Raw genomic sequence first — 19,553 nt, forward strand, 5'->3', positions numbered from 1 at the left:
CATGTCAACAGAAATTAAAGAACGTTACAGCGATGCCGATCTTGCCGAATTCAAGACTTTGATCTTAGAAAAGATCAAAAAGGCACAAGAACAATTGGACCTTTACAAAAGTGCGTATGTAAACGACGGTAATAATGGCACCGACGATACATCACCAACTTTTAAGGCTTTCGAAGAAGGAAGTGAAACCTTGAGTAAAGAAGCGAATTCACAATTAGCAATAAGGCAAGAGAAATTTATTAGAGACCTTAAGAATGCTTTAGTGCGTATAGAAAGCAAAACTTATGGAATTTGTAGGGTTACAGGGAAATTAATCGCTAAGGAACGTCTTAAATTGGTTCCACATGCAACATTAAGTATTGAAGCAAAAAACTTGCAACGATAGTTAGTACGGATTTAAAAATAATTTAAACGCTCCAGTTAAATATAACTCGGAGCGTTTTTTGTATCTATTTCACCATGAGATTTTATTTAATTTTTTTCATCTTCTTGTTTAGCTCTTTTGCCTTCGCGCAAAAAGACACATCTAAACAATTAGATGCACATGGGATTAAAAGTCTATATATAGAAACCGATGAGGTTTTTAGAATTCATATAGAAACCACAAACAACAGTGATCAGGTATCCATTTTCACACATTCTGAAGGAGAATACTTTAATGATATTGCTTTAAATACAGAAGTAAAGGAAAATGCTATCTATCTAACCACACAATTTCGTGAGATCTTACAAAGCGGATATGATAAATTGAGTGCGCATAAAGTGTTCTCATTGGAGGTCACTATTAAGATTCCTGAAAATTTACAGATTTTTATAAAATCCAATATAGCATCGGTAGAGGCAAATGGAGTATATGATTTTCTGCAAATTCAATTAAATTCAGGGTATTGCAAATTGTCTGATTTTGAGGGGAATGCAATTATAAACACCTTTAAAGGAGCGATCAATATTCAAACTACAGATGCAACCGTAACTGCAGTCTCTAGAAACGGGGAAGTTATGCTACCTGCAGGATTTAGCGGAAAACATAAAATAAAAGCCACCTCCATCAACGGAAATATTAGTGTGGTGGAAAACTAAATAATATTAGTATTTTTGACCCGATTTAATTCAATCCATTCATGTCTTTAAGAAAAGCTTCCCTAATTATAATTTTGATCCTTTTAATAGATCAAATTTCTAAAATTTATATTAAAACGAGCTTTGTATTAGGCGAAGAGGTTAAAGTGCTAGATTGGTTTAGTATTTTATTCGTTGAAAATGAAGGGATGGCTTGGGGCGCAAAGATCCCGGGAGAATATGGTAAATTATTACTTACCCTCTTTAGGTTGGGAGCAATAGTTGGAATTGGATATTGGTTATGGGATTCTGTAAGAAATAATGGCTCACGAATATTGATTACTGCGATTGCTTGTATTTTTGCAGGAGCTTTTGGGAACATCATAGATTCCGTATTCTATGGTCTTATCTTTGACGACAGTTACGGGCACGTAGCGCAATTTTTACCAGAAACCGGTGGCTATGGAACATTATTTCATGGAAAGGTCGTAGATATGCTTTATTTCCCTTTATATGAAGGTGTGTTGCCAAAGTGGCTGCCAATTTGGGGTGGGGAATATTTTTCTTTCTTCGATCCTGTATTTAATGTTGCAGATACTGCAATTAGTGTAGGGGTAGGATTATTATTGCTTTTCAATAAAAAGGCATTTCCTAAAAAGGAATCAGAATAAGTAGGGCAATCTTCTTAGGCAACACTTGCAACTCTATCGAATATTTTTTCGAACTTCTTTAATTCTATAGGTTTAATCAAATAATCTGTAACTAGATTAAAAGATTTTGCTCTTTCTAGATCTCTTGGATCTATAGAAGAGGATACCACATAAAGAGTGATCTTTTTGTCGAACTGATTTTTAATTTTGATAAATTCTCCTAAAAACTCCCATCCATCCATCACTGGCATGTTAAGGTCTAAGAAAATAATGTCTGGTAATTTTTCTTCTGTCATATTGGTAAGAATGATCTTGAAGTAATCCAAGGCTTCTAAGCCGTTTTTGAAGATCAGTAGATTTTCAGATAATTTTTTAATTTCGATGATTTTTCTAACTAAGTTCACGTATATTTTATCATCATCAATAATACACGCTAGCTCCATTTTTTGCCCCATTAAGATCTAGAATTTAATTTTAAACGTTGTTCCAATATTTACAGTACTGGTAACAGAAATAGACCCTCCCATCGTTTCCACCTGATTTTTGGTGATAAACAAGCCTATACCTTTTGCATCTGGATTGCTATGAAATGTCTTGTACATACCAAACATTTTATCGCCATATTGATCCAGGTCTATACCAATTCCATTATCACTTATCTCCATAAAATTCTGGTCGTTAACAGAGTAGGTCTGAATAAAAATAACAGGGACTCTTCCAGGTTGCTTATAGCGAATAGCATTAGTGATTAAATTTAGTAAAATACTTTCCAAGTACTCAGGAATATACGAAATTTCTTTTAGAGCTTTAAATTCTGATATTATTTTGGCGCTTTCTCTATTAATTAACGAAGAAACAGAAGAAATAACAATATCTAAAGATTGCTTGAAAGAAACGAGAGTCCGCTCTTTCTTTAATAGGTTTTGATGGGACACCATATCATTTAACCTAGAAATAGCGGCATCTAGATTTACTGATATATCTTCAACGTTTTCTATAAGGTCAATTTTGTCTTGAGAGTTTTTAGCTTCGTTCAGCAATTGCACCACTAAACTTAAATTACTGCTATGCGATCTTAAATTATGGGAGACTACGTGTGCGAAATTGAACAATCTCGAATTCTGGGCAGCAATGATATCTAAGGAATTCTGTAAATTAAGCTCATTGCTTTTATTCTCGTCTATATTTTGTAAAACTCCACGTATCCCAATTATTTGTTGTTCTTCATTATAAACAGGCTTTCCTGTGGCTTGCACCCAAAATTCGCGTCCGTAAAGGGTTACCATTTTAAGTTCTGTCTTAAAAGGAATCCCGTAATTCTCGCATTTTTCGAAAATAGAATTTGCCTGTTCTTGATGTTCCGATGCATAAAATTGTAATCTTTTATCGTAGTCTGGATTAAAATCCTTTGGACAATCTAAGATCTTTTTAGTCACATCGTCCCAATAGATAGATTTGGTGGTAATATCTATATACCACCCACCAGTAGTGGTCATTTCTGCGGTTTCCCGGTAATAGAAGAAATTTTCCTCTATAGTGTATTGGTCTCTTTTAGATTGATGAATATTTACAAACAACAAAACTGCAGTTTCAATATTATTGCTGTCTTTCCTCTTTAAGTTGCGACATTCAAACCATCTAAATTTATCATTTTTGAGCTTTAATCTAATTTCCTGGTTTAAATTTTCAGAGCCTAAGGTGAGATTTTCAAAAGCAACCCGATAATCATATCGATAGTCCTTGTGCAGAACATTGTTTATAAAGTGTTCAAAAAGGGATTCTTCTGCAGGAGGAGTGCCAACTAAAGCTTCAAAATGATCTGACCAAGTAATTTCTTTTGTAAGCAGATTGATCTTCCAATAGGCGATGTCAAAATCTTCTAAGATATTATTTAACTGAAGGTCGTTGAGCATCAATTGTTAGTTGGGGTATTTAAATGTAAGCTAATGTTAAAAATTTACCAAATATAGATGCTTATTTTTTAAAAAACGTACGTTTTGTGGGGTGTGACACAGAAATCTAAGGCAATATCGCTTGTTTCCAGTTCCGGAATCATTTTTTCTGCTTCAAAAAAAGAAACTCCCACTTTTATTACTCCTGGTTTGCAGGAAGCAAGAAAGATATCATAAAAGCCCTTCCCATAACCTAGTCTGTGCCCGTTTAGGTCGAAAGCCAATAAGGGAACAAAAACCACATCGATCTTTTCTGAAGGAATTTCGATTCCATCTACAGGCTCAGGAATATTCCATTTATTCTTTCTTATAACGCTGCTATCTGTAAGTAAAAAGTTGTGCAATTTTCTAGTGTCGAAATCGCTTTTAGAAAGAACAATATTTTTATCTTTTCCTTGTAAAATATGAAGAATGAATTCTGTTTCCACTTCTTTCTTCTCAGTAATACTTAGAAAGAGATGATAATATTCTAGATCCCAAATTGGTAACTGAAGCAGTTTATTAGCTATCTCAAGACTAAATTCTTCAATTTGATCTGGAGTTAATTCATCTCGCTTGGAAACATATATCTTACGAAGTTTATTCTTCATGAGCCAATTTAGTTGGAATAGATAAATGAAAAATAGCATCTCCTTGATACACAATTGGAGATTCATTTACATTAATGACATATCCTGTATAAGAAGCGGTTACTTTATGCCTGAATTTACCATAAGGATCTGTAATAGTAGCTATATATTCTCCTTTTTCTACATGCTTGCCACATGCAATTTTAACATGTATTAAACCACTGTACTTAGCACGCATCCAAGTACTATTTTCAATAATAATACTATCCAGAGGAGGATCTTCGCATATAAAACGGGGTTTTAGCATTCCCATATGCTTTAGCACTCTCATAGTACCATCTACCCCAGATTTTGCAATATCTTTATTACTATCTAAAGATTTCCCTCCTTCAAACAACAGTACGGTTTTTCCTAATCTTTTACAGGTTTCTCTATATGATTTTCCAATTGTTTTGGAGTAATAGGTAAAAGGAGCATTGAAAATTTTGGCATATTTCTGCCCGTCTTCGTCATCTTTTTGGATTCTAATTTGAGCCACGTTAAATCTACTTGCACCTCCAGTATGGAAATCCATACAGAAATCTGCAACAGGTAATATTTTTTGGACGAACTGGTAAGCAAACCTACTGGCCAAAGAGCCATTTTTGGTTCCAGGAAAAACTCGGTTTAGATCCCTGCCATCGGGAAATTCTCTAGATAGATTTAAAAATCCAAAAACATTTACAATGGGAATACAAATAACAGTTCCAATAACTGGTTTATTGATCCCTTTAGAAATTAGTTGGCGTACAATTTCCACTCCATTTAATTCATCTCCATGGATCCCTGCTGTTATTAATAATACTGGCCCTGGTTTTTTAGAGCGTTCAATTATTACGGGCACCTCTACAGAGGTAGTCGTATATAATTTAGCCATATTCAGGTTGATTACAGCTCCTTGGCCAGGAAGTATCTTCTTGCCTAATATCTCTAAAACATTGTTTTTATCTATATGAGCCATATTTATGAATGTCTTTCTATATATCTTATAATGGTTTTTGCGATATCTTCTCCTGTAGCAGCTTCTATCCCTTCCAACCCTGGCGACGAATTTACTTCTAATATAAGTGGTCCTCTAGCACTTTGCAACATATCTACTCCAGCAACTCCCAAGCCCATTGCTTTTGCAGCTTTTATCGCAGCAGCTTCTTCCTCATCTGTAAGTTCAATAATACTAGCCGTTCCTCCTCTGTGAAGGTTAGATCTAAATTCTCCTTCTTTACCTTGTCGCTTCATAGCACCTACAACCTGCCCATCTACCACCAAAGCTCTTATATCTGCGCCGCCTGCTTCTTTAATGAATTCCTGAACTATAACTCTTGCTTGTAAACCATTGAAGGCTTCTATTACAGATTCTGCTGCGTTTTGTGTTTCAGCTAAAACTACGCCCAAACCTTGAGTTCCTTCCAGTAACTTTATAATTAGAGGAGCGCCTCCAACATGTGCGATCACCTCTCCCACATTTTTAGAATAGTTGGTGAAAATTGTTTTAGGTAATCCCAATCTGGCTCTAGATAAAATTTGAAGACTTCTTAATTTATCCCGGCTTCGCATTAAAGACTGCCCAGAAGTAGTAGTAAAAACACCATTCATTTCAAACTGTCGTACAACTGCAGTACCATAAAAAGTAATAGATGCGCCAATCCTCGGGATCACGGCATCTGTTTCTCCTAGAATTTTACCTTTATAGAAAATAGACGGTTTCTTTTTTTCAATAATGAGATCACATTTAAGAGGATCTATAACCTCTACATGATGATCTCTTTTTTTGGCTGCTTCAACAAGACGCCTAGTTGAATAAAGACTGCTATTTCTTGACAGTATTTTTATGTTCATTTAATTTTAAATTATAGGATACGTCTACTAGCTCAGGATCTACAATAAATTTTTTGGTAAGAAATTTTCGACCTATTAATACAGGGTAACGCATTTCTTGCCGAGCAGACAAAGAAAGGGAAATTTTATATAGTTTATCAAAAATCTTGATGGTGGATTGCACTTGGAATCGCTTCTGAATGATGCCATTACTACTCTTTACGAAAACTATATCGTAATCTTTAAAAATGATCTCTGTTCCATTATAAAGCGGATGTTCTTCATCTAGAAAAGTACAATGAATTGCATCTTCTTGTTCCACAATATTGTTACAATGTATAGAGGAAGTATATGCTCCTGTATCAATTTTTATTGCGATATTTTCCATTTTCAACATTGGAAAATCGGCTTTATCGAACTTTCCTATTACTCTTTTCTCCATGGCTGCAAGTTACAAAATTGATTAATGCGATATTTTGAGTTTGTAAAAAACCAATTTTATAAAACATTTGTTTCAGAAAGGGGAGAACTTAAATTTAAAAACATTTTAGAAAGCTAGAAAAATTTAACATTTACAAGAACCTAAAGTTTAGTGCTCCCAGGAATATGTAATATCTTTGAAAAAATGGAAACTACGCCCCTAAAAATACAATTACAAACACTTCCCGACAGTCCGGGAGTTTATCAATATTACGATAAGAATGGTAAAATTCTTTACGTAGGTAAAGCGAAGAATCTCAAGAAAAGAGTGTCCTCTTACTTCAATAAATCTCATGATAGCCATAGAATAGATGTGATGGTGAAGAAGATCCGTGATATAAAACATATTGTGGTGAACTCTGAAACCGATGCGCTGTTGTTGGAGAATAATCTTATTAAGAAGTATCAGCCACGATTTAATGTGATGTTAAAGGATGATAAAACCTATCCTTGGATCTGCATAAAAAATGAGCGGTTTCCTCGAGTGTTTCCCACTAGAAGATTAATAAAAGATGGTAGCGAATACTATGGACCATTTACCAGCTTTAAAACTGTAAATACCTTGTTGGATCTTATAAAAGGCCTTTATCAATTAAGAACCTGTAATTATGATCTTGCTGAAGAAAAAATAAGAAACGGAAAGTATAAAGTTTGTTTAGAATATCATTTGGGGAATTGTAAAGGCCCTTGCGAAGCACTGCAGGGGGAGAAAGAATACAACGAGAATATTGAAGCGATCCGAAATATAGTTAAAGGGAATTTTAAAGAGTCTTTGCAGTTATTTCATCAGCAAATGAGAGATCATGCAGATAAAATGGAGTTTGAAGATGCCCAAAGGATCAAAGAAAAGATCCATGTATTAGAAAATTATCAGTCTAAATCTACTGTGGTAAATCCAAAGATCAATAATGTAGATGTGTTCTCTATTGTAAGTGATGAAGGTTATGGATATGTAAATTTCTTACAGATCTCGCATGGAGCCATTATTCGTTCCCATACTATAGAGATGAAGAAAAAACTGGATGAGACGGATAAAGAATTACTGGAACTTGGAATAATTGAAATAAGACAACGCTTTAGCTCTATGTCTAGAGAAATATATGTGCCATTTAAGGTAGATGTTGGAGAAGATATTAAGATCACGGTACCACAATTAGGAGATAAAAAGAGTATTGTAGATCTCTCCCATAGAAACGCAAGGTATTACAGGCAGGAACAATTTAAACAAATGAAAATTGTAGATCCAGATAGGCATGTAAATAGGATCATGGCACAAATGAAGGAGGATTTGCGTTTAAGTGTGGAACCTAGACATATAGAATGTTTCGACAATTCCAATATTCAAGGAACTAATCCAGTGGCTGCCTGTGTGGTTTTCAAGAATGGGAAAGCCAGTAAGAAAGATTATAGAAAATTCAATATAAAAACTGTAGAAGGGCCAGATGATTTTGCCTCTATGGAAGAAGTTGTATTCCGAAGATATAAACGATTGCTTAATGAAGATGAACCCTTGCCGCAATTAATAATTGTAGATGGAGGAAAAGGACAACTTTCATCAGGAGTTAAAGCTTTAGAAGCATTAGGCTTAAGAGGTAAAATAGCGATCATTGGAATAGCAAAAAGGCTGGAAGAGTTGTATTATCCCGGGGACTCTATTCCTTTATACCTAGATAAAAAATCTGAAACTTTAAAGATCATTCAGCAACTGCGAAATGAAGCACATAGATTTGGAATTACATTTCACAGAAATAAACGCAGTAGTGAGGCTTTAAATACAGAGTTAGAATCTATTGTGGGAATTGGAGATAAGACCGTTGTAGAATTATTGAAGCAATTTAGGTCACTTAAGAGAGTAAAAGAGGCTACCTTAGAGGAATTAACACCCGTTATTGGACTTTCCAAAGCGAGTATTATCTATAATAAATATCATCCCGAATAAATGAAGAATTACCTGATACTTATTGCCATTTTACTATCCTTTTCAGGTTTTGCTCAGGATAAGGAAGAGGTGAAAGTAGGTTTGGTATTAAGTGGAGGAGGAGCGAAAGGTCTTGCGCATATTGGGGTTTTAAAGGTGATCGAGGAAGCGGGAATTAAAATAGATTACATTGGCGGAAGTAGTATGGGTGCTATTATTGGTGGCTTATATGCTGCGGGTTATACCGCTCATCAGTTAGACTCTATTTTCCATGAGATCAACTTTAATATTCTTATTCAAGATAACGTTCCCAGAAGTTCTAAAACTTTTTATGAGAAGGAAGAAGATGAAAAATATGCATTAACATTACCCTTCGACAATTTTAATATTTCCTTTCCTTCAGGGCTCTCTAAAGGACAAAATATTTATAATTTAATGTCTAAACTCACTTGGCATTTAGGTGGAAATCAAGATTTTAGTAAGCTTCCAGTTCCTTTCTTTTGTATTGCGGCAGATATTGAAACTGGCGAACAAGTTATATTGGAGAAAGGTTCTTTAGCAAAAGCAGTTTCTGCCAGTGGGGCTATCCCATCTATATTTAGTCCTGTAACTATAGATGGTAAAATATTAACAGATGGGGGAGTAGTAAATAATTACCCTGTTGCAGAATTAAGAAAACGAGGCGCAGATATAGTTATTGGGGTAGATGTTCAAGATAGTTTAACAGACAGAAAGCACCTAAAAGGGGTTTTCGAAATACTTACCCAGATAAATAATTTTAGGACCATCGCACATATGGAAGAAAATATAGCATTAACAGATGTTTATATTAAGCCAAACATCAATGGATTTAGCGTGCTTTCATTTGAAAAAGGTTCAGCAATTATAGATTCTGGAGAGGTGGCAGCTAGAACTAAATTGAAAAATCTTAAACTAATTGCTTCAAAGCAAACCGGGGAAAGAAAACCACCTATAAAAGTAAAGAGGGTTGATACTATAAATATAGATGCCCTAGCAATAGAGGGAAATAGCAGTTACCCAAGAGCTTATATCTTGGGAAAACTAAATCTTAAATATGATTCTAATTATACCTTTGAAAATTTAACGGATGGAATAAACAAACTCTCTGCAACCGGAAATTTCAATAAGATCAATTATAGTTTAACTCCCAAAAAAGATGCTTATACACTAGCTTTAAAACTGGAAGAAAGCCAAAGTAAGACCTTTTTAAGGCTCGCCATACATTATGATAATCTATATAAAAGTGGCGCCTTGATTAATATTACAAAGAAAAGTTCATTATTTACAAATGACGCAGCTTCTTTAGATGTAGTATTAGGGGATAATTTCAGATATAATTTTCAGTATTATATAGATAAAGGATATTATTGGAGTGTTGGAATAAAGTCCAGATACAATACATTTAATAAGGGAATTCCATTTGATTTTGTTGATAGTTCCGCAGATGTAGACGGTATTGGAATTAATAATATTGAAGTAGATTATCAGGATTACACCAGTCAGTTTTATATAGAAACCCAATTTCAACAAGTATTTTCATTTGGTGTTGGTCTCGAGCATAAATTTCTGAAGGTTAGTACAGAGACCTTAGATAATCTTTCTATGAGTGGGAACCCAAATGGGACATTTGAAAAAAGCAGTTATTATAGCGCGTTTGGATATTTAAAATTAGACAGCTTCGATAATAAACATTTTCCAACCAAAGGAGTTTATTTTGAAGGGGATTTTCATCTTTATGGATTCTCTTCAGATTATAATAACGATTTTGATGAATTCTCGATAGCCAAAGGAGCGGTAGGCTATGTCTTTAGTCCGTTTAATAAATTCACTACCAAAATATCTTCAGAAACAGGTTTTAGAATAGGGCAGGTAGGTCCTAATTCTTTAGATTTCTTTTTGGGAGGGTATGGGAACGATTTTATAAATAATTTCATTCCATTTTATGGTTATGATTTTATAAGCATATCTGGAGACAGTTATATAAAAGGGATGCTGGAATTGGATTATGAGATTTTCAGAAAAAACCATATAAGCCTTAGTGCGAATTTTGCGAATGTAGAGAACGATCTCTATTCTACTGGAAATTGGTTCTCCACTCCAGATTATACGGGATATGCCATTGGTTATGGATTAGAAACATTTTTGGGGCCTTTGGAATTAAAATATTCTTACTCTCCGGAGATCAAACAAAATGAATGGTTTATTAGTATTGGATTTTGGTTTTAAATGCAATTGCATTGCACGCAAAAAAAAGTACTTTTGTAAATAATGAATTTCATCACTTCCATATCACTAACATTTTTATTCCTTCTTCAAGGATTTGGGCTCACATTGGACCTATGTTGTGAATTACCGAAGATCTCTAATCTTTTTGAACATTATGAAGAGCATAATGAAGCTTTTGGAGACTCTTTTATGGAATTTTTAGAAGAAGATTATTTTACTTTTGATGGTTCACAGGAACATCATGATAACTCAGAACATGAAGAATTACCATTTCAAGGCAGTCATCATTGTTGTTCACATTCTTTAGTTTTTCAATCTGTAGATACAGAATTTGTGATCTCTCCAGAGATTGCAGAGTTAAAACCTCAATACTCGTTTTATAATTCTGAGTTCTTTTCAGAATTTGTTGACTCTCCTTTTCAGCCTCCTCAAGTATAATTTTTAGCAAGGGTTTTAGTCAGATAATTTAAAGCAGAACATTTGTTGTTGCTCTAAAATTATTTTGTCTTGAGAAAACCGAATTTTTCCATTCTTTTTTCAATTAATATTCAGCTTAATTATGCTTAATAGTATTATAAAATTTTCCATTACCAATAAATTGGTAATTGGCTTACTCACTTTTGGACTTATACTCTGGGGTGCATATTCCTTAAAACAATTACCGGTAGATGCCGTGCCGGATATCACCAATAATCAAGTACAAGTAATTACTTCTTCTCCAAATTTAGCTGCGGTAGAAGTAGAAAGACTTATTACTTTCCCTATTGAGATTACGATGGCCACAATTCCTGAAATAGAGGAAATTCGTTCCTTTTCGAGATTTGGATTGTCCGTGGTTACCATCGTTTTTAAAGAAAATACAGATATTTATTGGGCCAGACAGCAAGTAAATGAACGACTTACTGAAGCACAATCACAGATCCCATCTTCAGCAGGGAAACCAGGGATCGCTCCGCTTTCTACAGGGCTTGGAGAAATATACCAATATGTGATCACTACCAAAGATGGGTATGAAGATCAATTTGATGATAGAGAATTACGAACTATTCAGGATTGGATAATTAGACGGCAGTTACTAGGAACCCCGGGAGTTGCAGATGTTAGTAGTTTTGGAGGGCACCTAAAGCAATATGAAATTGCAATAGCTCCAGAACGTTTAAATGCCATGGATATTTCTATAAGTGAAATTTTTAAGGCTTTAGAATCTAACAACGAAAATACTGGAGGAGCATATATTGAAAAAGGTAATAATGCTTTATTCATTAGAAGTGAAGGTTTAGTAGGTTCGCTAGAAGATATCGCAAATATTGTTGTGAAGAACAATCCCAGTGGAAGCCCTATTTTAATTAAAGATGTAGCTAAAGTTCAAATTGGAAGTGCGGTGAGATATGGCGCAACAACGCGTAATGGACAAGGGGAAGTAGTTAGCGCTATTGTCATGATGCTAAAAGGAGCTAATTCTGCTGAGGTTATAGAAAGGGTTAAGCTTAAAATGGAGGAGATCAAGAAAACACTTCCAGAAGGAGTAGTTATAGAGCCCTTTTTGGATAGAACAAAATTAGTAGATAAGGCATCGAGCACAGTAACAACAAATCTGGTAGAAGGAGCTCTAATTGTTATTTTCGTTTTATTACTCTTATTAGGAAACCTAAGGGCGGGGTTAATTACCGCTTCGGTTATTCCATTAGCCTTACTTTTTGCATTTGGAATGATGCATGTGTTCGGGGTTTCCGCAAACCTTATGAGTTTGGGAGCTATAGATTTTGGATTGATCGTAGACGGAGCTGTCATTATCGTGGAAGCCACACTTTTTCACTTAGGAGCTCTGAAATTTACCAGAAAGCTCACCCAGCAAGAAATGGACGAAGAGGTTTATCAATCTGCTAGTAAAATTAGAACATCTGCAGCATTTGGAGAAATAATTATCCTTATTGTATATCTGCCAATATTAGCTTTGGTAGGAACCGAAGGAAAGATGTTTGGCCCGATGGCGCAAACCGTGAGTTTTGCCATTTTAGGAGCATTCATTTTATCATTGACTTACGTGCCAATGATGTCTGCTTTGGTATTAAGTAAAAACACGAATCACAAACCAAATATTTCAGACAAGATCATGGCTTTTTTCAATAGGATCTATTACCCATTGATAAAGCGCGCAATGAATTTTAGAATAGGTGTTTTATTGATCACTTTAGGTTTGTTTATAGCTTCTTTATTTGTTTTTCTGAATATGGGAGGAGAGTTTATCCCAACCTTAGAAGAAGGGGATTTTGCAGTAGAAACTCGTGTATTGACGGGCAGTTCTTTAAATAACACCATTGCAGCAACCACTAAAGCCGAAAAGATTCTATTGGATAACTTCCCAGAAGTAGAGCAGGTGGTTTCCAAAATTGGATCTGGGGAGATCCCTACAGATCCTATGCCTATTGAAGCTGCCGATCTTATTATCATTTTAAAAGACAAAGACGATTGGACCTCGGCTTCTTCCCGAGAGGAACTTGCAGATAAAATGAGCGAAGCTTTGGATGTGATCCCGGGGGTGACTTTTGGTTTTCAGCAACCTATACAAATGAGGTTTAATGAATTGATGACAGGAGTCCGGCAGGATGTAGCTATCAAGATCTATGGGGAAGATTTAGATGAACTATCCGATTATGCCCGCCAAATTGGAAGTATAGCCGAAAATGTTGAAGGCGCTACCGATATTTATATTGAAGAAGTAACTGGCGTTGCACAAATAGCTATCGATTTTAAAAGAGACCAGATAGCTAAATATGGATTGAATATTAGAGATGTAAATCAGAATATTCAAGCAGCATTTGCAGGGGCTTCGGCAGGATTGGTGTACGAAGGAGATAGAAGATTTGACATGGTAGTGAGATTAGATAAGCAAAACAGGAACAATCTTGAAAGCGTTCAGAATTTATACTTATCTGCACCCGATGGGAGAGAGATTCCATTAAATCAAGTAGCTGAGGTTAGTATAGAAGATGGGCCTTACCAAATTCAGCGTGATGATACTCACAGAAGGATCGTAGTTGCTTTTAATGTTCGTAATAGAGATGTAGAAAGTGTTGTAGAGGAAATAAGTGCGAAGATAGATGAGGAAATTAGTTTTGCACCTGGGTATACCGTTGGTTATGGAGGACAATTTGAAAACCTTCAGGAAGCTACGAAAAGACTGAGTTATGCAGTGCCATTAGCATTATTGCTGATATTTATCTTATTGTATTTCACTTTTGGATCTATAAAACAAGGAATACTCATATTTACCGCGATCCCACTATCCGCGATTGGTGGTGTATTTGCGCTTTATGTAAGAGATCTACCATTTAGTATCTCTGCAGGGGTTGGTTTTATTGCACTTTTTGGAGTTGCGGTACTTAATGGAATTGTCCTTATAGCCGAATTCAACCGACTTAAAAAAGATGGAGTAACAGATGTTTTTCAAAGAGTGTATCAAGGTACAGCCACGCGTTTACGCCCGGTGATCATGACAGCCTCTGTAGCTTCTTTAGGATTTCTTCCAATGGCACTCTCAGGTTCGGCGGGAGCAGAAGTACAGCGCCCTCTGGCAACTGTAGTAATTGGAGGTTTAATTTCTGCCACCCTACTTACTTTAATAGTGCTTCCAGTATTGTACTATTATTTTGAAAAAGGATGGAGAAAAACTCCAAAAGCTACAATCTTACTTGTGATCTTTGGATTCGGTTTCGGGAATATTGGGTTTGCTCAAGAAAAAGATCCTATAAAAACCTATTCATCTTTAGAGGAATTAATTACAGCTGCAGTTCAGAATAATCCGGAAATAGAGGCGGCTAAATTCAAAACAAAACAAGTGGAAGCCTTGATCGGAAATTCTTGGAATCTTCCTAAAACTGAATTTAACGGGGAGTATGGTCAAAATAATGGTATTTATAATGATGACCTTCGCTTAACAGTTAGTCAGCGATTTGAATTCCCTTCTGTTTATATAAATAGGTCTAAACTTAATAAAGCTGAAGAAAAAAGTAGTGAGATCTTGGAAGCTCAATCCAAAAACGAACTTATTGCGCAGGTAAAAGCGGCATATTACATGCTTTTGATCGAAAAAGGTAGAAGAGAGGTCTTTTTAAAACAGGACAGTATCTATTCCAATTTTAATAGAGCAGCAGAGATAAGGTATAAAACGGGAGAAAGCAATATTCTGGAACGCGCTACCGCAGGTTCCAGAGTTGCAGAAATTGAAGTGCAACAAGAAGAAAATCGAGTTGCAATTAGAAGTCATCAAAGAGAATTACAACAATTACTGAATATAGACCAATTGGTAGATGTACCTTTTTTAGCCACGAAATTTGTGGGAGGGCAGGAAAAAGTAGCGCTTCAAAAAGATTCTATAGACAATCCACGACTTGCTTATTTTGCAAAGCAAATTGAAGTCTCAGAGTTAGAAAGGAAAGTTGAACAAGCAAAACTTTTACCAGATCTAAGCATTGGTTATTTTAATCAATCTTCTAATGGTCTTGGACAAAATTTAGCGGGAGATAGAGTGATATATGACTCTTCCGATAGATTTTCGGGAGTCCTATTTGGAATTTCACTTCCACTCTGGGCAAAACCTCAACTCTCTAAAATTAAGGCAGAAAGATTTAAGATTAAAGAAAGAGAAGCAAGCTATAAATCTGTAAGCAATAAGATGAATACTCATTATATTCTCTTACAGGAAAGATTAGCCCAGCTGCAATCAAGCCTTGAATCTTATAATGAACATGCGCTTCCGCAGGCCAAGTTGATCTTTAAACAGGCCCAAAGAGGCTTTAAGGAAGGAGAAATTGGCTATGTAGAATATATTCAAAGTTTGGATAGAGCAGCAAAAATAGAATTAGATTATTTAGAGATTGTCAATAATTTCTATCAAACCAAAACAGATTTAGAATTCATAACCGGAAACCAACAATAAAAGCATCGAAATGAAAAATATAATATCAAAATTAGCTTTAGCATTCCTTTTCATCTCTATGGTGAGTTGTGGCGAAACTTCTTCAGAAGAAAAAACAGAGGAGAATGCAGAGCAACATTCAGAAGACGAAAACCATATTGAACTAACTAACGAGCAGCTTAAGAACACCAATATAGAAATAGGAAAAGCCGAGATGCGCTCCTTGGGAAGTGAGATTAGTGTAAATGGAATGATAGATGTTCCGCCACAAGGAAATATCTCCATTAATATCCCTTATGGTGGATTTCTAAAATATACAGAAATGTTACCCGGAACTAAAGTGAAAAAAGGACAATTGTTAGCGGTTGTAGAAAACCCTATGTTTATAGATATTCAGCAGAAATATTTAGAAACTTTAGCTGAAGGAGAATACTTAAAAACGGATTTCGAACGTCAAGAAATCCTATATAAAGAGGAGGTTTCTTCAGCAAAAGTGTTTCAGCAAGCTAAAAGTGAATATAGTACCAATAAGGCTCAGATTAATGCCATGGAAGCTAAACTGCAATTAATAGGGGTGAATTTAAAAAGTTTAAAAGCTGGGAAAGTTAGTTCTGCAGTGAATATTTATTCTCCGGTTACGGGTCAGGTACGTGAAGTTTTTAGCAATATTGGAAAATTTGTAGGCCCAGAAGATATAATCATGGATGTTACAGATGCAAAGGATCTTCATGTAGAACTTACCGTTTACGAAAGTGATATAACTAAAGTAAAAACAGGACAAAAAATAAGATTTAGCGTAGCCAATGAACCTGAAAACTGGAAAGAAGCGGAGGTATATTTGATTGGAAGTGGAGTTCGTGACGACAGAAGTATTACTGTGCACGGTCACTTATTAAAAGAGTATGAAGATTTATGGCCTGGAATGTTCGTAAATGCAAGGATTGAGACGGGAACATCTGATAGTTATACCCTTCCAGAAAATGCTGTGGTAAGATTTAATGCGAAAAACTATATTTTTATTAGTAAAGGAACCAAACAGGAAGATGGAGTTGAAAAGCATAACTTTGAAATGTTGGAAGTAAAAACAGGTTCTTCTGAAGCTGGGGTAATTCAAATAAATCCAGTTGGACAGGAGCTTGATTTTAAAAAGGTTTCTATTGTGCTAAAGGATGCAAACACCTTGTTAGCGACTGCCAAAAATAGTGACGATGGTGGTGGACACGGACATTAATTCCATCTTTGAGGCTTAAATTATCCGTCCCAATAAATATTTGATTTTCTAAAACAGGGCTCAAATATTATCTTGGAAATTCCCCTTAGTTTCTTAATTAGACAAGCAAAAATGATTAAAAATATTGATAATTTTTTGGAGCAAAAGAAAATAAGGCCCACCGCTATGCGGATCCTTATTTTCAAATATTTAGCAGAGCAAAATGTGGCGACTAGCCTTACAGATATTGAAAATGCTTTTGATAAATCTGAACGCACTACTTTATATAGAACCCTTAAAACTTTTGAAGAAAACGGAGTGGTACATACTATAGATGATGGCTCTGGAGTTACAAAATATGCGCTTTGCGAAGAAAATTGCCGCTGCGATGTAGAATCAGATCTTCATCTTCACTTTCATTGCTCACAATGCAATGAAACGGTTTGTTTGACCAATCATAAGATCCCACAAATAAATCTTCCAGAGGGATATTTAGCTGAAGATGTGAATTTGGTTGTAAAAGGCATTTGCGAGAAGTGTAATAGAATTTAATGCACTACAATTGCAATGCTATGGGCTGTATTTTTGTAAAATAAATATAGCATACATGTCAAATGAAAAGATTGTTTTAGAAGAAGCAAATCAAGATTGTTGCGGGTCTTGTGCTCCAACTACAGAAAAGTCCAAATTCAAACTTTATTTTCCAGCCTTATTCAGTTTTATAATGTTGAGTATAGGTTTAATTATCGATAATTTTTTAGAGACTAGCTTTTTTAATGGGTGGTTTAGAATTGGTTGGTACTTTTTAGCTTATCTTCCTGTAGGATATCCCGTATTGATGATGGGGGTAAAGAACATCCTAAAAGGAAGTTTCTTTACAGAATTTTTCTTAATGTCTATCGCGGCTATAGGAGCTTTTGCAATTGGAGAATACCCAGAAGGGGTAGCAGTTATGTTATTTTATGCTGTTGGTGAATTGTTTCAAGAGTCTGCAGTTAAAAGCGCAAAATCTAATATTAAGGCGCTTTTAGATGTTAGGCCAAATATAGCTTCGGTTTGGAGAGAAAATCATTACATACAAGTACATCCAGAAAATGTAAAAATTGGCGAAAAAATTCAAGTTAAATCAGGTGAAAGAATTCCTTTAGACGCGAAACTAATATCAGAAAAAGCGGAATTAAATACTTCAGCACTAACCGGAGAAAGTAAGCCAATAAGTGTAAAAAAAGGAGATTTGGTGCTAAGTGGTTCAATCAATTTAAATGCTGTGATTGAAGTAGAAACCACAAAATTATTTAATGAAAGTGCTGTTGCAAGAATTATAGAATTGGTGCAAAATGCGAGTTCCAGAAAGGCTAAAACAGAACTGTTTATACGGAAGTTCGCTAAAGTGTATACCCCATTTGTAGTGATCTCGGCAACTTTATTAACTTTCGTACCATATTTAATCGTAGAAAATTATATTTTTTCAGATTGGCTTTATAGAGCTCTTATCTTTTTAGTAGTCTCTTGCCCTTGTGCTTTAGTGATCTCTGTACCTCTTGGGTATTTTGGAGGATTGGGAGCTGCTTCAAAAAACGGCATCTTGTTTAAAGGAGCTTCTTACTTAGATGAAATCACAAAAATAAACACCTTAGTTATGGATAAAACCGGAACGCTAACTAAGGGAGTATTTAAAGTGCAGGAGATTGAAACAAAAGAAATTGAAAAAGAGGAATTTTTAAATTATTTAATTGCTTTAGAGAAAAAATCTACACATCCTATTGCCCGTGCAATCGTAGAAGGAACAACTAGTTCTCAAAATTTTTCTGTGGAAGAGGTCAAAGAGATTTCAGGAAAAGGATTAGAAGGAAAAGTAAATAATAAAAAAGTACTTGTTGGAAATGCAGGTTTACTAGAACAATATAAAGTAAAGTTTCCAGCTGTTATAAATTCTATTGTAGATACTACGGTATTAGTGGCGATAGATGGAATTTATGCGGGATATGTTACCGTAGCCGATGAATTAAAGGAAGATGCTAAGAAAAGTATTCTGGAATTGAAGAATTTCGGTATAAACAAGATCCTAATGTTGTCTGGAGATAAGGACTCTATTACTCAGAAAGTAGCAGTTGATCTAGGAATTGCTGAAGCAAAAGGAGACTTGTTGCCAGAAGATAAGTTAAATGAAGTCGAAGAGCTTAAAAATCAGCTAGGGCGAAAAGTTGCTTTTATTGGAGATGGAATTAATGATGCGCCGGTCTTAGCTGTGAGTGATGTTGGAATTGCTATGGGTGGTTTAGGGAGCGATGTAGCTATTGAAACTGCAGATGTGGTAATACAAACTGACCAGCTTTCTAAGATTTTAATGGGGATAAAAATTGGAAAATCTACAAGAAATGTAGTTTGGCAGAATATAGGTTTAGCTTTTGCCGTTAAAGCCGTTGTGTTAATTTTGGGAACAGTAGGATTGGCAACTATGTGGGGAGCTGTATTTGCGGATGTAGGTGTAGCTTTATTGGCTATTTTGAATGCAGTTAGACTTCAGAAAATGAAATGGGATTAGGTTCGAATACCAAATCCAGAGAACCAGATATTTGAACAATTAAAGGAGCGCGACCTTGTTGCACTCCTTTTACTTTTAAGGCTTCTTTAGTATATTTTTGATAAAAAATAGCGATATTTGTTAGACTTGACAGTAAACTTCACACATATAA

General features: G+C 35.1%; 16 protein-coding genes. 10 read left to right on the top strand and 6 right to left on the bottom strand.

What is annotated here, in order from left to right; genetic code table 11:
• The first annotated feature begins 1 nt into the window (after position 1).
• From BC962_RS02260 to BC962_RS02270, 3 genes are all read left to right on the top strand, one after another.
• Positions 2-385 (top strand): TraR/DksA family transcriptional regulator, encoded by a 384-nt coding sequence (locus BC962_RS02260; RefSeq protein WP_121344309.1) that lies wholly within the window; start codon positions 2-4, stop codon positions 383-385.
• Positions 386-459: 74 nt separating this feature from the next.
• A complete protein-coding gene (locus BC962_RS02265; protein ID WP_121344310.1) occupies positions 460-1,080 on the top strand; it encodes a DUF4097 family beta strand repeat-containing protein in 621 nt (206 codons plus the stop codon).
• Between the two features lie 41 nt (positions 1,081-1,121).
• Entirely contained in the window at positions 1,122-1,730 is a 609-nt protein-coding gene (locus BC962_RS02270; protein ID WP_121344311.1) for a lipoprotein signal peptidase, read from the top strand.
• Between the two features lie 14 nt (positions 1,731-1,744).
• Here the strand turns inward: BC962_RS02270 and BC962_RS02275 are convergent, their stop codons facing one another.
• The 6 genes from BC962_RS02275 to BC962_RS02300 form a co-directional block, all read right to left on the bottom strand.
• Positions 1,745-2,164: a response regulator gene (locus tag BC962_RS02275; protein WP_121344312.1), complete on the bottom strand. Its 420-nt coding sequence runs from the start codon at positions 2,162-2,164 to the stop codon at positions 1,745-1,747.
• Between the two features lie 6 nt (positions 2,165-2,170).
• On the bottom strand, positions 2,171-3,622 hold the full coding sequence (locus BC962_RS02280) for a sensor histidine kinase (RefSeq protein ID WP_121344313.1): 1,452 nt from the start codon (positions 3,620-3,622) through the stop codon (positions 2,171-2,173).
• A gap of 68 nt (positions 3,623-3,690) precedes the next feature.
• Positions 3,691-4,251, bottom strand: coding sequence for a 5-formyltetrahydrofolate cyclo-ligase (locus tag BC962_RS02285; RefSeq protein ID WP_121344314.1), 561 nt, complete (start codon positions 4,249-4,251; stop codon positions 3,691-3,693).
• A complete protein-coding gene (locus BC962_RS02290) occupies positions 4,241-5,230 on the bottom strand; it encodes a succinylglutamate desuccinylase/aspartoacylase family protein (RefSeq protein ID WP_121344315.1) in 990 nt (329 codons plus the stop codon). Before BC962_RS02290 ends, BC962_RS02285 begins: the two co-directional genes overlap by 11 nt.
• Before the next feature lie 2 nt (positions 5,231-5,232).
• The gene (gene rimK / locus BC962_RS02295) at positions 5,233-6,105 is read right to left on the bottom strand and encodes a 30S ribosomal protein S6--L-glutamate ligase (protein ID WP_121344316.1); all 873 of its coding nucleotides are present in this window, start codon (positions 6,103-6,105) and stop codon (positions 5,233-5,235) included.
• A complete protein-coding gene (locus tag BC962_RS02300) occupies positions 6,077-6,526 on the bottom strand; it encodes an ATP-dependent zinc protease family protein (protein ID WP_121344317.1) in 450 nt (149 codons plus the stop codon). The genes rimK and BC962_RS02300 overlap by 29 nt, the downstream gene beginning before the upstream one ends.
• Positions 6,527-6,709: 183 nt before the next feature.
• Between BC962_RS02300 and uvrC the strand changes: the two genes are divergently transcribed.
• From uvrC to BC962_RS02335, 7 genes are all read left to right on the top strand, one after another.
• Complete coding sequence (uvrC, locus tag BC962_RS02305; protein ID WP_121344318.1) at positions 6,710-8,503, top strand: excinuclease ABC subunit UvrC; 1,794 nt, start codon at positions 6,710-6,712, stop codon at positions 8,501-8,503.
• On the top strand, positions 8,504-10,729 hold the full coding sequence (locus BC962_RS02310) for a patatin-like phospholipase family protein (protein WP_121344319.1): 2,226 nt from the start codon (positions 8,504-8,506) through the stop codon (positions 10,727-10,729).
• 42 nt (positions 10,730-10,771) lie between these two features.
• Positions 10,772-11,167 (top strand): hypothetical protein, encoded by a 396-nt coding sequence (locus BC962_RS02315; RefSeq protein WP_121344320.1) that lies wholly within the window; start codon positions 10,772-10,774, stop codon positions 11,165-11,167.
• A 121-nt stretch (positions 11,168-11,288) separates the two neighbouring features.
• Positions 11,289-15,668: a CusA/CzcA family heavy metal efflux RND transporter gene (locus BC962_RS02320; RefSeq protein ID WP_121344321.1), complete on the top strand. Its 4,380-nt coding sequence runs from the start codon at positions 11,289-11,291 to the stop codon at positions 15,666-15,668.
• A gap of 10 nt (positions 15,669-15,678) precedes the next feature.
• A complete protein-coding gene (locus BC962_RS02325; RefSeq protein ID WP_245983976.1) occupies positions 15,679-16,878 on the top strand; it encodes an efflux RND transporter periplasmic adaptor subunit in 1,200 nt (399 codons plus the stop codon).
• Between the two features lie 111 nt (positions 16,879-16,989).
• Complete coding sequence (locus tag BC962_RS02330; RefSeq protein ID WP_121344917.1) at positions 16,990-17,409, top strand: Fur family transcriptional regulator; 420 nt, start codon at positions 16,990-16,992, stop codon at positions 17,407-17,409.
• A gap of 55 nt (positions 17,410-17,464) precedes the next feature.
• Positions 17,465-19,402 carry a heavy metal translocating P-type ATPase gene (locus BC962_RS02335; RefSeq protein WP_121344323.1) on the top strand — a complete coding sequence of 646 codons (1,938 nt, stop codon included), beginning with the start codon at positions 17,465-17,467 and terminating at the stop codon, positions 19,400-19,402.
• Positions 19,403-19,553 lie beyond the last annotated feature (151 nt).

The sequence above is a fragment of the Gillisia mitskevichiae genome, assembly GCF_003634585.1.
GTDB lineage: Bacteria > Bacteroidota > Bacteroidia > Flavobacteriales > Flavobacteriaceae > Gillisia > Gillisia mitskevichiae.